Origin of the sequence: Dulcicalothrix desertica PCC 7102 (genome assembly GCF_003991905.1) — a bacterium.
Taxonomy (GTDB): Bacteria; Cyanobacteriota; Cyanobacteriia; order Cyanobacteriales; family Nostocaceae; genus Dulcicalothrix; species Dulcicalothrix desertica.
The window spans coordinates 273,934-291,938 of record NZ_RSCL01000004.1 but is presented as its reverse complement, the minus strand read 5'-3'; the positions used below and the strand labels follow the sequence as shown (position 1 = coordinate 291,938).

Sequence of the window (18,005 nt, the reverse complement as noted above, 5' to 3'; positions counted from 1 at the left end):
TACAAAACCTGTATTAGCGAGAAAGTAGTGCTTGTAAAAGAGCATTAATACCACTATTGGTATTACTGTTATTGGTTGAATCTACCTGTGTTCTATCAGCGAGGCTATCCAAAGTGTCATCGCCACCGCTTGTTGTGTTGGTACCACCCGAACCTGATGAACTGCTCGTACCAGAAGAATTTTGATTAATTATGAGGTTTTCGATCGTTGCCAGATTTATAAGGCGGCTATTGATCACGTTAACTGACGACCCATTATTCTGGATAGTTTCCAACAGAGAAGAGCTATTGATCATGGTTGTATCATAGTCATCATTCCCGGAGATATTAACAGTAGCATTAGCCAGTGAGCTTGAATAAGCTATTGGGGTATTGATTACAAAAACATCATCACCGCTTTCACCTTCAATGTTCAGCAAACCAGTATTACGGTTGACTTGGATATAGTCGTTTCCTGCTCCTGTTTTGATATTAGTAACGTTGCTTGTTCCTAGGATGTTAGTTCCGGATATAACAATTCCATCTATTGTTTCATCCAATACATTGCCATTCGCATCTAGTTTGGAACCAATACGGAACTTATCGTTACCGGCGCCGCTATCAATATTAGTTGTTGCGCTAGTATTGAGCATTGTAAAGTCATCATTACCTGCACCTAAGTTGATATTTAATACCTCAAAGCCATCGTAGTAAATTCCTTCACCCATACCTAATCCAGTTACAGATGTATTCGTTAACACCCCAATACTATTGGAGGTATCTCCTGAATTATTTATATTCAAAGTATCAACATCGTTCTGCATCCCTCCGTAAACACTTAAGCGTTTTTGAATTTCGTTGACCTGGTTCTGACTGCTGCCAATATTAACAATATCGTCGTCTCCACCTGTATAAACATTGGTTGTGGTAGCGAGTCGTCGAATATTGAAAATGTCTTTTTTGGTGTTACCGTAAATAGACATGTTTTGGGCATAAATCCAACCGTCAATTGTGATTGAGGTTCCCGTCAAGGCTTTATTGTTGTAATCTCCTTGAATCATCACGTTGTTACCAGCATTGACCGTTGCCGTTGAGTTGATTTGGAAGTTCTCTTCCACCAAGAAAGTCACATCTGTTGCAGCTTGCAAGTTAGCATTATTTAACATCGATAGCTTTGTCGCAGTTAAAGTCACGTCTGTTGCAGCTTGAACTAACGCATCATTTATTAAAGCTACATTTTTTCCGCTTAACTCGACTGAATTTTGATGGCTGACTGCCTGTTTGATATTTAACTCCTCGCCCACGTTTTCAATTTTAATCAAGCCTCCCGTTACTACATCAAGCGAGCCTGCTATACCAGAAAACTCTGTTGTGGTATTAATATTCGTGGTTGTGCTTCCAGCATTGATGGCAATATTTGTCCCCGCACTAATCCCTCGGTTAGAGGCATCTTTGCCGGTAAACTTATAAAGAGCTGAGATAGAGGTGTTCGATTTATTTGTGGTTTGACCGATGGTAAGATTAACTTCTCCTCTCTTGGCGGTCATTTTTTGTATATTGACCGTTAGTGGATTGTCGTCAAGACCTTTTGCAGTTAAGTCTAGGTAGGTCGAATTTTCTGCTTCGACATCTAGAGCGATATTACTCGAAAGCACATTTGAAGTAACTGGGGTGTAGCCTTGATTCAACTGAGCGGCAATACGTTGACCATTGGCGCCAATGCTACCATTTACCGCCGTCATTTTCAGATCGCGAGTAATAATTTTTTGTGTGGCGCCCTGACTGAAAATGTTGCCATTGCTATAAAGGATAGTGCGGTCGTGAGGGTTGTTAATTACGCCTTTAAGGATCAAGTTTGAGTTACCCCAGTTGTTAATCGTAACTAACGTTGGGTTGGTTGCTAGGGGACCAGATGAAGTAGTAGCATTAATCGTTTTGCTAACATTGACTCTGCTGTAGTCAGCTAAAGAAACTCCAGAACCAGTAGATATGGCGCCAATGTCATTAATGATCAGGTTTTTATTGGAATAGTTCTGAATTTCAACCGAGTCGAACGCAGGATCAGTCGCCGAATACTTACCGTTATCGATAAATGATCCACCTGTCGATTTTGCTCCGGAGCTAAATGTTACTTTTCCGCCACCAGTGGCACTAATGTTACCAACATTAATATCAGTACCATTATCGGTAACTGTAACGTTGTCGCTCTTAAGCGAGACTTGTCCACTGGCATTAACGACTAGGACAGGGTTTACTTGCCGTGCTAGGCGAACAACGTTTGAGTTGAAGTTGGTGAAAGATTGAGGATTGATCTGTTTATCATCTGATTTTGCTCTTCCAAAGTCCAAGGTAATTACAATGTCGCCAAATGGAGTCCAAATTCTCAGTTCCCAAGCTTTCTTACTATATGCGTAGGTGGTTTCGTTGAAAATATCAAAGCCTGACTTCACATTGAGTGAGTTGACAGTTAACGTAGAGTTTGCGTCTGTATTAACTGCTGCCGTCAGATTCATGTAATTTGTGGCATCTGAGTCTGTTTTGCCACCTAATCCATCGCAATAACCTAAAGCCGTAGAATTACTGTTGACATTTCTGAAAATAGCATTGAGATTAAGTTCGTCAGCTTTTAGCGAAGCTCCAGAACCGATAGTGGTTATTGCTCTCGTGCCATTCAAATTAATATTAGATTTGCCTTGGATAATTCCAATTAAACCGCCAGCTTTTCCTAGACCCAAAGCATTTACATTTAGATTGTCAACAGCAGACTCAACTGTTAATTTTCTTGCTGTTAAGGTTGCACTATTGACCCTGGCTTCATTAGCTCCCTCTACATTTATATTGGCGGTTCCATAGGCAAATGGTATTAATCCACCGCCATTTGCACTTGCATTCACAAAACCACTTGTGTCGCTTCCGGAGTAAACCATCAAATCTCTTTGGGAGGTAATATTCGCCTGGGAGCCAATGTCAGTGATGGTGTTATGGATAACAGTTGCAGTTGCTGTAGCCCTACCAATGGGAATCAAACCACCAGCAGTACTATCAGTCGATACGTTGAATTTGTGGGTTGATTGACCATCAATTGTCACGTTGCCAGCAGCATTAATTATCGCGTTACTAAAGATAGTCGTCTTGTTGTTGTTCTCAATCTTAGCATTAAGCTCACCGATTCCAACCCCGACTATTCCACCTGTATTGGTACTTGCGGCTCCAGTAACTTGAACGTTGGATAGCCCCTGAACTTTAACATTACCTGTTGCCAGAATCGAAGCACCGTTACCTACATAGGTATTGGTTGTAGGCGTAATTCCAATTCCCGCTTTTGCTCCACTACCCGCGATAGCCGCTCCTGAAGATGCTTGAGAGTATGCAGAGAATACCTGATCGCCTTGGCTTGGTAAAACTATCGAAGCTCCCGATGACAGCAAGTGTTTTGTTCCCGTTGCCGTTCCATTCTCCAGGTCGAGGTGCAGGTTGTACCTTCCTGCACTAGCACTAGTTAAATCAACAGCAGATTGTTTGACAAACAGATGGCTTGCACCTGTACCAGTTAATCCCACTGTGTCGAGGCTAATCGCCTGACCACCAGATGTTTCAGACAATTGGAAAGTAGTTGCTGTCGAGTTTTTAATGTGGTAACTTAAACCCTCTTCTAGTTCGGGACCAACTGCTGTCAGTGACTGCAAACCGGAAGCATTAGTAGCTGTTAGAGAAATTGCCGCACCACCACTAGTAGACGTTAGCCTAAAACTGTTGTCATCAACTTTAATTACATAGTAGGTTTCGCCATTTGTTAATCCGCCAATTGATTTTTGTCCACTGTTGTACCTAACTGCTTGTCCTGAACTGAAGCCATGATTTGCCATACTAATTAGATTGTTATTTGCGGTCTCATAGGTAAAGTTCCTTATAGTCGCAAGTCTTAGTCCAACAGCAGTAATTTTGTGACTTGTTCCTGCGGTCGCACCGATAATATCAATTGTGGCGCCTCCTAGGGTTGCAGAGAGTTGGAACTTATTGTCATCAACCTTCTTGACGTAGTACTTCTGACCACTAGTTAAGCCACCCAAAGCCGTTCCAGTCGCAGTGTAGATAACTTGATCGCCTGTTTCAAAGCCGTGACTAGCGGAATTAATTGTATCCTTTGAAACAATATCACCAGTATTGAGGTTAAAGATATTTGGTTTACCGCCAGTATCGGGAAGTTGTTCATCAACTGTAAACAAGGCTGAACGTTTTTTGTACGTAACGGTATCACCATTTTGGAATATGTTAGCAGTATCTTTGTCTTTGTTGGCTTGTATAGTTGTAGCGCCCGCCACTGTCGTGATGCCACTCAAACGAGCGCCTTCAGTAATGTCGTCGATGTTGGAGGTGTTTGATAGTTGAATGGTGCTACCATCAATTACTTTGACATAGTACTTTTGACCAGAGGTTAGACCGCCGACATTATTTCCATTCTCTGCTTCAAAAATGACTTGTTGTCCATTGTTGAAGTTATGTCCATTCGCAAACTTAATAGTGTTGAATTTCGTGTCAACTTCGCTTCCAGTAAACTCACTACCCAGCTTAACGGTTTCATCATTGACAACAATCACCGTGTAACTAGCTTGGTTTTCTAATCCGCCAATGTTACCGCCGCCACCATTCGAGTAAACTACTGTATCTCCTGTTCTAAGCCCGTGATTGTTGGTAAAGGTAATGCTATCTGCAGTGTTGTTAACGGCATTGCCAGGATTAAATGATGTATCAGCACTAACAGGCGCCTTGCCTAAGCTACTTGAGATTGTGACGTTGCCAGCTTCAATCGTTGTATTCGTACCGATGTAAGTATTAATTACTGGATTTGCATTAACTTGAGAGAACGCCAACCCAACTCCTACGAGTCCATAACTTCCGCCTTTACTTGCCGCATCTCCATCCACAGAGACATCAGAAACCACATTTACATCTTTGGCGACTTTAATTGTGCTGTTGTTACCAATATACGCAGCGACGTTAGGGTTAACGGTAGCGCTAGTCTCAGTACTATTGCCCGAAATAATACCGCCAGAGGATGCTTGACTAGTCGCTGTCACCGCTTCGTTAGCAATCGCCTTGACATTCAGGTTATCAGTATTCTCGACTGCAACCTCGTCACCGATATAGGCTTGAGTTGTGCCAGTTTCCCGAACATTTGCAATCACAATTCCACCAGCAGCAAGTCCATAAGATGCCCCTAACCCTTGTGCATTTAAATTGGAAGACGACCTAGCAATTACATCGACATTACTTGCTTGAGTGACGACAGCGTAATTGCCAACATAAGCCTTAGAGTTGTTTTCAGAACTCAGATAAGCAACAGCAGCCCCTAATCCCACAGCTCCTGCCGAACCAGCCACAGCTCTCACTGCCGTAGAGTCTACAAAACCAGTTGACTGAATTGTAATATTGCCACCAGTTAATCTTGATCTCTCTCCTACGTAAGCTGAAGCATTGTGCGTGATATTAGCAACTCCCACTGCACCACCAACACTTATGAGACCAGCAGATAGGGATCCGACCGCAACATTGAGCTTGGTGGTTTCATAGGCATTAACAATCAGGTTATTTCCAGCACTTGCACGTCCTGTAATGAATGCTGTGGTTCCTTGAAGGGTCGGTAAACTCGTAGCAAAACTGTTGGAGACTGATTTGGTACTAATGTTCGACTTGCCATTACTATCTTTACCCATCCCATTCAAGTCTCTTAACTGCTGCTCGACTCGATTTTGGGTGTCGCTAGCGGCTTTTACGCCATCACTAGACATAGCACTGCTGACGTTGATGATGGAGACCGCTCCCTGAACGCTAAAACCTAACCCTCCACCCAAAGCAACAACATTGGAGTTCAAGGATTTTTGAGTTTTTGCCTCTACAACTAAGTCTTTGTTAGCGTTTACAATCGACCCTGGAGAATTTATCAGATCGCTGGAGTTGATGTATGCTGACGTAGCATTCTTCATCGTGGTGATATCAATGCCAACACCAACTGCTGCTAAACCGCCTCCTGCTGTTCCGGCATTGACATTTACAGTACTGTCGTTGAAAGCTTTGATGTAAACGCTTTGTTGAGGAATTGAAGAACCACTGGTTGCATTAATCGCGACATTGTTACCATAAGCTTCGGTTATATTTTTGAAGTTATTGACAGCGACGCTGGCAACAAAAGCAAATCCACCTACTCCACCAGTACCAATCGTGACTCCGAGATTATCTTTGCTTGTTGCCAGTACAGCGACACCTTGGAAAGATTCATCTGTACCACTTCCATCGGTTTTTGGAATAACTATGCTTTGTTCGCTACCTGCATCAATACTAGAATTATTTACATAAGCACGGGTAGTATTTTCCAGGTTGTTGACCGCAATTGTGCCACCTAAGCCGATAAAGCCTGCACTAAAGGTTCCGCCTTTAGTTGTCATCGAGTTCGTCGAATCCGCCAATACACCTACACTGCCTTTAGCCTTAATAGTGCTGTTGTTTTGGACGGAAGCCGAGACGTTATTACTCATCTGATTAACTGCTACCGAGGCGCCAGCACCTACAAATAGACCAGCGGAACCACCAGCTGCAATTGTGTCAATTATGCCCTTGCCAGATGCGCTGACAATCACGTTACCCGATGTATCGATAGTTGTGTTTTTCCCATCCTCGGCTGTGACATAGGCTGTAACAATATTGCCAATATTGTTGTAAGCTACAGCAGCTCCGACCCCTGCCGCTCCGATACCAACACTAATTTGTCCTGCAAAAGACTGTATTGTAGCTTCGTCTACAGCAGAAATTTCTACGCCACTCAAACTAGAGATAGTTACATTGCTAGCATGGGCATCAGTGGTATTTGTAATATTGTTGACTGAGACAGACCCCGTTAGTGCAACGCCTCCAGAGATTGAAGCCCCTGCCGAAGCGCTCTTTATCGTTCCTGTATTTTTAGCAACAGCTTTAAGAAGTCCTTTTGAATCAACTGTACTATCACTGATGTACGCCTGTGTCGTGTTAGAAGAGTTGTTTATAGCAACGGATGCACCAATCGCGGCGCCTCCGGCACCCGTTATTTGTCCAGCCAGAGATTGAATTGTTGCGCTGTTTGTTGCTGTTAAGCCGACATTACCCTGAGCTTGCACATCTGAGCCATTGGCGATATTAGCTCGAACTGTGTTGCTAAGGTTATTGACGGTAACTGCTCCACCCGCAGCAAAGGTTCCAGCGTCTGTGCCACCTGCAGCAAGCGAATCAATTGTGCCTGTTGAAGTTGCACTGAGATTTATATCACCTGCTGATACTGCAACTTGAGAATTGTTCACCTCAGCAATTATTTGACTGCTAATGTTGTTTGTAGCTACAGAGGCGCCTACAGAAGCTGCTCCACCAACAGATATACTACCAGCTAGAGATTCAATCTTGGCATCCTCTTTAGCTGTCAAGTTGAGATTGCCCGCAGATTGAATATCTGAGCCATTGACGATATTAGCCTTGATTACATTCGCAATACTATTGAGCGTGACAGCACCAGCACCACTAAATCCTCCTGAAACTGCTCCAGCTATGCCGAGGGTCTTAATCGAGCCTGTAGAAGTCGCATTGAGCGTTACACCAGTTAACGAGGTAGCTTTAGAATTATTAACCTCAGCAATAACTTGGTTAGCTATGTCGTTGGTTGCTACTGCTATACCTATTGTCGCAGCGCCAGCGACGGCAACTTGACCAGCAAGAGATAAAATGGGCGAGTTATCAAAAGCAGTTAAGCTCACCGCGCCTTGCGACTGAACGTCTGAGCCATCGCTGATAGCTGCTTTTACCACCTTGCGAATTGTATTGAGGGTGACGGAACCACCCGCAGCCAAGGCACCAGCAGCTGCGCCACCCACAGCAGCAGACCTAATGCTACCTACAGAGGTTGCAGTTAAGGAAACAGAGGCAGCCTTAGCCTTAAACGTGGTGTTACTAATTTCAGCAATCACCTGACTACTAATTTCATTTTTGGCGAGCGAGAGACCGACGGAGGCGCCGCCAGCATCAGAAACCTGTCCAGCCAATGACTCAATCGTTGGGGTGTCAGAAGCTTGTAAGCTTACACTGCCTGTGGTCGTGATCGAAGAACCACCACTAGTACCTGCCCTGATTACATTGGCAATCTTATTGAGTGTGATCGCACCGCCAAGAGCGAAGGCACCACCACTACTGGCGCCCACAGCAATCGAACCAACATAGCCATTTGAAGTAGCGCTGAGGGCAACAGAACCAGCGGTAACTGCGGTACCACCAAGTTCTGCGATTATAGTGTTGGCGATGTCATTGGTTGCCACCCCAGCTCCAACCCCAGCGGCGCCACCAACACTAAGTTGACCAGCTAAAGATTTGATGGTTGAGTCGTCAGATGCGACCAGGGTGACTGCGCCTGCCGCTTGTAGGGTAGACACTCCTCTCGTATTGGCACTGGTAGTACTAGTAATTCTATTAAGGGTGGTAGCACCTGCGGCAGCAACGGCGCCACCAACTGAGCCACCTATACCAAGGGTTTCAATCGTGCTATTCGAGGTAGCATTTATACCAATTGCTCCGGTCGAAGAGATGACATTGGAATTAGCGACTTCCGCAATAATTTGGTTGCTAATGGTATTGGTGGCAACGGAAACACCTATTGCTGCTGCTGTTCCACCTGAGAATTGTCCCGCCAGCGATCTAATAGTGGAGGTGTCGGATGATGTTAGCGCCACATCCCCATTGGCTTTAACCTGAGCAGCATTTGATATATAGCTCTTAGCTGCATTGGTGATGGTATTAGTTGCAACGGCACCAGCGCCTGCAACTCCCACAAGAGCTACTGCCGCCGATGCTGCTACTGAGATGGCAGTAATCGTTGATGTTTCTTTTGCCGTTAGTTGGATACTACCACTTGTTGCTGTTAAACCATTTTTAACATTTTGGACAAACGCTCTAACATCGTTTGCAATCTCGTTTATGGCTATAGATACTCCCACCGATATTGCGGCACCGATGGCAAATGTAGCGGCGATCGAAGCAGCCTCAGCCGACGCGGATATCGATGATGTATCATTTGCCGTTAAGCCGACGCTACCAGCTTTAATGCCAGCACTTCCATCTCCATCAATGTAAGCCTGAACTTTGGTTGCAATTTTGTTCTCAGTACCAACCCCAGCACCACTGAGTGATGCACCGCCAATTCCGGCTGAGACAGCTACTGAGAGAGAGGCAACATTTGCTTCGATGGTGGAACTTGAAAGCGATGTTAGTGTTAGTGCATTACCTGCATTGATGCTAGAGCTATTGACGTAAGCAAGAACTTCGGACGCATTTTGCTTGAGGTTGACCTGTTTCCAATCCGACGTTTTAGCGTAGTCGGCAGTTTCCAAATCAATCGATGCAGGATCACCAGTAAATTCATAAATGTCACCAGCTCTAGCTCCTTGGGCGATAAGAACTCTGTCGCCTTTATTTAGAGATTGCGTCCCGCTTCCAGTAGTGTATTTGTAGTTTTTATCGGTTGTATCTACTCCCCAGCCAATTAAGTTCCGCGCGACTGCCACCCCAATTGAGGCTCCTACTCCCCCTTTACCACCTCCGACTGCAGCAGAACCAGCACCAACTTTGGCGCTGATTCCAGCAGTATTCTTAGCATTTATACCAACTGCGCCAGCACTATTAACCACACTATCTTTGATATAAGCGTTCGTTTTGGTTGAGATTGTGTTGGTAGACTCAGCGCCGGCGCCACTAACTGCTACACCCGCAGTGGCTGAAACTCCAACTGCAAGTGAAGCAGCAACTGATAAGGCTTTAATATTTGCATCAGTGGTGGCAGAAAGTGAAACATCTCCTGTAGTTGTTCTCACAGAGCTATCCGCGTTCTGGATAAATGCTTGTACTTCGTTAGTAACTGTGTTACGAGCTAGGGCTACACCAATCGACAAAGAAACTGATGCATTACCAGAGAACGATGCCGCAATTGAAGCTGCTCCTGCGTCAGCACTAATTGTTGAAGAGTCCTTCGCAGTCAGCGCCGCAGTTTTTGCTTGAATCCCCGTTGCGCCATCTCCATCGATAAACGCTTTCACCAAAGTGGCTATCTTGTTCTCTGTACTGACTCCTGAACCGCTTGCTGCGACTCCCGCAGTACCTCCACCAGAAATTGCGGCGGAACCAGCGCCAACCCCTGCCGTAATGGCTCCATCGTTAATCGCATTTAGGGTTAGGTCGCCACCAACCGCCAAACTGGAATTTTGAATATAAGCCTGTACTTCTGCGGGAGTACGATCGCCATTGTTGTCATAACCAATAGAGTTGTTGGCAACAGCAGCACCTATTGAGACTCCCACACCTGCTGTACCGCCACCACTAACTGACGCTGACACTGCCGCCACTGTAGCGGAAATTGTAGCCGTGTTCCTTGCATCGAGGCTAACTGCACCAGCGCTGTTGACCGCACTATCTTTGATATAAGCATTAGTCTTCGTCAGTATGGTGTTGATAGACGCGGCGCCTGCTCCACTAATTGCGACACCGGCAGTGCCTCCGAAGCTAGCGGCGATGGAAGCAGCTACTGATACGGCTCTAATACTTGCATCTGTAGTAGCAGACAGTGAAATATTTCCTGTGGTTGTCTTGACATTGTTTGCACTCCTGATAAATGCTTCGACTTCGTTGGAGATTAAGTTATTGGCTATGGATACACCAATCGATAGAGAAACTCCAGCCGTACCACCAAATGATGCAGCTACCGAAGCTGCTCCCGCATCAGCACTAATTATTGAAGAGTCCTTCGCAGTCAATGTGGCAGTTTTTGCTTGAATGCCTGTTGCGCCATCTTTATCGATAAACGCTTTTACCAAAGTGGCTATCTTGTTCTCTGTACTGACTCCCGAACCGCTTGCTGCAACTCCCGCAGTACCGCCACCAGAAACTGCAGCAGAACCGGCGCCAACCCCTGCGGTAATGCTTCCATTGTTAATCGCACTCAGGGTTAAGTCGCCACTAGCAGCCGACATACTGGAATTTTGAATGTAAGCCTGTACTTCGGCGGGTTGACGAGTGCTGCCGTCATAACCAATAGAGTTGTTGGCAACAGCAGCACCAATCGAAACTCCTACACCAGCAGTGCCGCCACCACCAGCTGAGACTGACACTGCCGCAATTTTGGCATCAATTGTTGCGGAATTGGTTGCAGCCAAATTAACTGACCCTGCACTTGTTACCACACTGTCTTTGATATAGGCATTCGTCTTCGTCAGTATAGTATTGACCGCCGCCGCGCCTGCGCCACTAATTGTTACACCCGCAGTACCACCGCCACCAGCCGCTATCGAAGCGGCAACTGATACGGCTTTAATAGCTGCGTCTGTGGAAGCAGCTAGTGATAGCAAGCCTGTGGTTGTCTTCAGATTACCCGCGTTCTTGATAAACGCTTCTACTTCATTGGAGATTAAGTTACTAGCTACGGATACACCAATCGATAAAGAAACTCCCGTAGTGCCACCACCACCAATAGCGAGGGAAGCTGCTCCAGCATCAGCCGTAATCTTAGAGGTGTCCTTAGCGTTCAGAGTCGCGGTGCTGGCTTGAATGCCCGTTTTACCATCTCCATCGATAAAGGCTTTGACCAAAGTCGCAATTTTGTTGAGCGTAACGACCCCAGAACCACCTGCTGCAACTCCTGTAGTACCGCCACCAGAAACTGCGGCTGAACCTGCACCGACCCCTGCAGTAATTATTCCGCCAGATAACGCATTTAACGTTAGGTCTTGATTTGCAGTAAGACTAGAGTTTTGAATGTAAGCCTGTACTTCGCTCGGTTGACGGTTGCTGTCGTCATAGCCGATGTAGTTATTAGCTACAGCCATACCAATCGAAACTCCCACACCAGTAGTGCCACCACCACCAACTGCAACTGATACTGCCGCAATCTTTGCGTCAATCGTTGCCGTATTTGTTGCAGCTAAGGCAATTGCACCAGCACTAGCGATAACACTGTCTTTAATATAGGCATTGGTCTTCGTCAGTATGGTATTAATTGCCGCAGCGCCTGCTCCACTAATTCCCACACCTGTAGTACCAGCGGCTCCAACTGCTATCGAAGCAGCAACTGATACAGCTTCAATTGTTGGCTTAGTAATCGCAGAAAGTGAGATTCCACCTGTGGTTGTTCTTACATTGCTTGCACCACTTATAAATGCTTCAACTTCGTTGGAAATCAAGTTGGTAGCTACAGATACACCAATCGAGAGCGAGCCGCCAGTAGTACTAGCCGCCGCCACTGCTATTGAAGCAGCACCTGCATCAGCTTTAATCTTTGAGGAGTCTGTGGCAGTTAGAGTCGCAGTTTTTGCCTCAATGCTCGTGGCGCCATTGACAAAGGCTTTAATCAAGGTGGCTATTTTGTTAAGCGTAACGACCCCCGATCCACTTCCACTTAGACCCGTTCCTCCTGTTGAAGCCGCAACTGCAACGGAACCTGCTCCAACTCTCGCAACGATGTTTTCATCCGCAAGTGCATTTAGGGTGAGATTACCATTGGCTTTCACACTCGAATTTTGGATATAAGCCTGTACTTCGGATGGCTTACGATTACTGCCTTCGTCATAACCGATGAAGTTATTAGCGACAGCTGCTCCAATCGATGCACCAACACCTGTACTATCACCAATCGCAACTGAACCTGACACTGCTACCACTGTTGCGTCGATATTGGAAGTGTTATTTGCTTTGATTGCAACATTACCAATATTGTTGGAGAGGTTCGAGTCCTTAACATAGGCATTAGTCTTGGTCAAAATAAAGTTACCAGCTCCGGCGCCACCGCCACTTAGAGCCACACCAGTGCTGCCTTTGGCAACAGAAATTGCTACGGCAATTGACTGGGCACTGATAGTATTTGTTGATAAAGCTTGTAGATCGATATTGACATCGGTATTGTTCGATGAGCCAACTGTAGAGCTGTCAATGTAAGCTGCAGTTGTATTGTTGATCTCGTTTCTAGCGGCAGATACTCCAATCGCAAGCGTTCCTCCTGTACCACCACTACTTACGGCAACTGCAAGTGCGCCACCAAGTGCAAAGGCTTCGATTTTAGAGTTGTCTTTTGCGCTGATGGCAAGAGTGTTTTGACCACCTACTTTAACGGTCGAACCATTAGCGATTTCGGCAATGATTGAACTGTTGATCGTGTTAATTGCAATGGAAGCCCCTGCAGCAAATGATAACGAACTGTTACCTTTTGATACCGAGCCACTACCTGCGATTGTTACTGATTTAATTTCGGCATTAGAATTCGCATTGACGTTCAAGGCTCCCGATGTTGTTACATTTGCCCTATTGATAGTGGCGTAGGTTGTGCTGGCAATCTTGTTGACTGCTACTGCTGCGCCGATGGAGGCTTTGGGACCACCTTCAGGTGCTTGTTTTAGTTCGGCTGCAACTGCCAAGCCACCTGCAAGGGCTAGAATCTTCGAGTTGTCAATTGCAGCAATACTTACATCACCTTCTGTCTGGATGGTTCCTGAAATACCTGCTATGACGTTGTTAGTAATTTGATTTACTGCGACTGTACCACCGACACCTAATTTTCCACCCAAACCACCCGATAACGTTAGATTGAAGATGTCTTGATCCGTGGATGATTGAACCGAAACTCCCTTGGCTGCTTTAACCTTGGTTGCAGTTGTGGTTGACGAATCAATGTAGGCGCCCACATTTCGGTAGAGGATTTCAACATCTACACCAATACCAATGCCCACAGCACCAGTACCTACACCTAGACCACCAGCAACGTTTTTGACCTTGGTGGTATCTTTTGCGAACAAGTTGACACTTTGGTCGTTTCCTGCTGTTGTGTTTGCGCCTTGATTGATTTGTGTGCCGCTACTGACATAGGCTAAGGTATTGGCATTAAATATGTTTACAATCACTGAGCCGCCAATGCCAACCTTGCCATCGCTCACACCAGCACCAATGGCGACGTTAGAGAAAGGCACGAGGTTGAGTACTTCAGTTGCAAAATCTTTGAAGAAATCTGCGGCTATTGATTTAGCTAGATCAATTAACTCTTGTAGGTATGTCTTTAAATCTACTAGACCTTGTTGTTTCAGAGCGACTAAGTTATCCAGCTCTTGCAATGCTAAATCGTATATTGGTGGGGTAAGTTCGGGTGGGAAGGCATTTTTCTGCTCGTTAATGACTGTGCGAATCTGATCTACTAGAGGTTGTTCCACTTCTTGGAGAGGAGCAAATAGTTCATCGAGACCAGGTATCTCTGGGGCTAAAGAACCTAATTGTCCGCTGACAGCATCAACAATGCTTAGAAGATCTTCAATATTTGCTGCGCGCGGACTTAGTGAAGATTCGGCACTTACGGAGATGCTTTCTGATGCATCGAGGGTGGCGTTTGCACCGATTGAAGCTATGCTACTCTGCGTAACAACATTAACTACGATCGCCGCACCTGCTGCCCCACCAGTAGTACTTGTCGAGAATGCTCCTGAAATCGCCAAGTTTTGTAAGCTAATTGGACTATTCGCAATAACATCTATTGCGCCAGATGTTGCTAGTTGCGCTTCATTTCCTACCAAAGCTTGGCTGTTGAATGTTAGTACGTTTACACCAATTGAACCAGCAACGCTAGCTTTACTGTTCTCGCTATTACCACCTGAAGCAGCGAAGCCCCAAACTATGAATTCATTAGTGCTTTCATCGGGTGTTACCGCTTCAATCTTAATATCGCCTTTTTTACCATCGGTGCTTTGAGCGTTGATGATAGCCTGCGAGCCAACACTGGCGATATTGTTCACATCCGCAACATTAAGTCCCACAGCAGCGCTGACGTTCGCTGTGGCTGTGTCGCTCATACTGGTACCGATGGCTCTTGCTTTAGCATTAGTTTGATTTGTGGCGCTGACAGTAACCGCACCGCCTTTGGTAATCACGCGCACATTGCTACCGATTATCGCTTTGTTTGTAGCTATCTGCCAGTTCACGCCAACTGCGGCTGCCACACCGACACCAGCACCGCCAGTGCCGCCAGATGATGAGCTAGCGCTACTATTAGATTGATTAACGCTGTCTTTGGCGCTGGGCATTGTCTTTTGACCAGATTGAGCGGATGCTTCATCGTCAGCCTCCCTTCCATCTTGCTTGTTCCCTGATGCGCTGGCTAAAACCAGAGCGTTACTGGTCAGGTTAGATGTCGATGCAACGACTACGCTTCCACCGCTCGTTGTGATGTCGCGCATTAACGCAGCGCTTGTGTTATCTTTTACGACATTCACTGCTACAATCGCACCCACGGCAACCTTATCGCCTGCAGCCGTTGCGTTACCTTCAGTGATAACCGAGCCTATACGTTCAGCTTTTATGCTTACATTGCCACTCAAATCGAGCGTGCCAGCACCTGCTCCAAGTCGTGCAGTTGTATCATTGTTAACAATCGCAATACTTACCGCAGGGCTGACCGCAACGCCACCACTACTTCCAGCTTCAACGGTTGTTGTAACGGCACGCTCTGATTTTGCATCTAACGTCAGCGAGCCACCGCCTGAAAGTATTACGTTATCTTCTATTTCGGCACGGACTGAATTTTTCAATAAGAGGTTCATGCCTATGGAAGCACCAACACCAACATTACCACCACTAGCATCTGAGGTCGCTTTAACATCGTCAGTTTCGTTATTTGCTGCTATTAGGGTAATATCTCCAGAGCCTGCGTTGACGTTTGCGCCTGATTTGATAACTGCCTCGTTACTGTTGTTGACAAAGTTTAGGGCAAATGAACCTGCAACACCAACGTTTTGTGCTCCTGCACCAGATGTTGACTCTGCCTTAAAGGCACTGACCCCATCACCTCCGAGGGTTTCGTCACTCATCTTGGCTTCGAGAGTCACCCCATCGGCAGATACTTTTGCTCCAGTACTTAAGGTTGCTTGATTAGAGGCATTCACGATATTTAGAGCGACGGCTGCCCCAATACCGACTTTATTCGAGCCGTCTACGGCGCTACCATCAGCAATTGCAGACCCATCGGTTTCGTTTGATGCGCCTAGCTTAAATGCACCAGCAGCATTGATTACAAGGTTATCTGCCAATATTGCTTTCGTCGTCGAGTTAGCAAGGTTTAGCGCTAATGCTGCAGCAATTGATACCGCGCCATCACTGTTACTCTTTGCCTTGCCTCCAATCGCACCCTTATGTTTCTCAGCATTTGGATTGTCTTCAACACTATCTATTTGTTCGTTAGCTTGGTCTTCAGATGTCTTTTTACGTTTTTCACCAGCCTGGTCTTCGGGTGTGTTGTTATCATTTTCTTCTTTAGCATCAGGGTCAGCACCTGCTGAACCTGCTTTTGCGGTCGCACCTGTGGCTGCATAAGCATATGCACCAAAGCTGATCTCACCTGCTGTCGAGGTGATGTTTCTTGCTGTCGTTGCAATTGTGTTGTCATCAACTATGTTGAGTGACAGTGCTGCACCAACCCCGACTGTATTACCTGCGGCAGCAGCATCCGCAGTTGTACTCGTATTACCAGAATGTTTGGCTACAGCATCAAGGCTAGCGACTGTTAGTGTTCCACCACTGCCAATGGTAGCTTTTGTGTTGTTGCTAACAATCGTCAGCGCTACTGCGGGGCTAACAGAAATATTGCCTGCAGAACCAGCCTTAACACTTGTAGCGCTGCTATTGTCTGAGGTGGCAGCAAGCGTCAACTTACCCGCGTTTGTGAGTGTGGAGTTGTCTTGTAATGATGCTTCGGCGCGGTTTTGCTCGAAATCTATCGCAACAGAGGCGCCAACACCGACTTGGGGTGTGCCATCTGGGCTAGCAACTTGCACTGCCTCTGCTAAAGTTACCGAGTTGGTGTTGTTCTGGGCGATGATCTCAACATCACCACCACCAGCATCGACAATTGCCCCACTCTTAATTAAAGCGATGCTTGAGTTTTCACCAATCGCATTTAGGGCAAACGAACCAGCGACTCCAACATTGTTAGCTCCTGCGCCTGCGGTTGCTTGGGCAGTAAAGTTACTAAATCCATCACCTTTGAGTGATGAATCACTCATCTTAGCTTCGAGGATGACGCCTTTAGCCGTAACGTTGGCTGTACCTGTTGTACTTTGACCAATTGTGGCTTCGTTGGTGATATCAACGATATTGAGCGCAACTGCAACTCCCACACCAATCGCCGACACCCCACCAACTGCACTACCATCAGCAATTGCACCTGCATCTGTCTCATTTGATGTTGCGAGTTTAAATGAGCCTGCAGAGTTAATTATTAAACCATCTGCGAGTGATGCTTTGGCAGTGGAATCAACTAGGTTAAGCGCTAATCCTGCGGCAATTGATACCGAGCCACTGCTCGTTTTCGCCTTGCCTTTAATCGCACCCTTATGTTTGTCAGCATTTGGGTTGTCTTCAACACTATCTATTTGTTCATTCGCTTGGTCTTCAGATGTCTTTTTAGGCTTTTGATCAGCAGCTTGGTCTTCTGCTGTATTTTCACCTTCTTTTTGCTCGGCATCAGGGTCAGCACCAGCAGCACCAGCTTTTGCGGTCGCACCTGTAGCTGCATAAGCATATGCACCAAAGCTAATGTCACCTACTGTCGAGGTGATGTTTCTTGCTGTCGTTGCAATTGTCGTGTCATCAACGATGTTGAGTGACAGTGCTGCACCAATCCCGACTGTACTTCCTGCGGCAGCAGCATCAGTAGTTGTACTCGTATTACCAGAATGTTTGGCTACAGCATCTAAGCTGCCAACTGTGAGTGTCCCACCAGTACCAATTGTGGCTAAAGTATTATTGCTGACAATTGTTAGTGCCACTGTCGGGCTGATAGAGATTTTACCTGCCGAACCAGCCTTGGCACTTGTAGCGCTGCTATTGTCTGAGGTGGCGGCAAGCGTCAACTTACCTGCGTTTGTGAGTGTGGAGTTGTCTTGCAATGATGCTTCGGCGCGGTTTTGCTCGAAATCTATCGCAACAGAGGCACCAACACCG

At 46.1% G+C, this 18,005-nt stretch carries 2 protein-coding genes; one reads left to right on the top strand and one right to left on the bottom strand.

Annotation, left to right across the window (positions count from 1 at the left end; all coding sequences use genetic code 11):
- Positions 1-13: 13 nt before the first annotated feature.
- Entirely contained in the window at positions 14-17,830 is a 17,817-nt protein-coding gene (locus tag DSM106972_RS10470) for a beta strand repeat-containing protein (RefSeq protein WP_233787882.1), read from the bottom strand.
- Between DSM106972_RS10470 and DSM106972_RS53310 the strand changes: the two genes are divergently transcribed.
- Positions 17,793-18,005 (top strand): hypothetical protein (locus tag DSM106972_RS53310; RefSeq protein WP_233787881.1); only part of this gene is annotated, 213 nt, incomplete at its 3' end. The genes DSM106972_RS10470 and DSM106972_RS53310 overlap by 38 nt on opposite strands.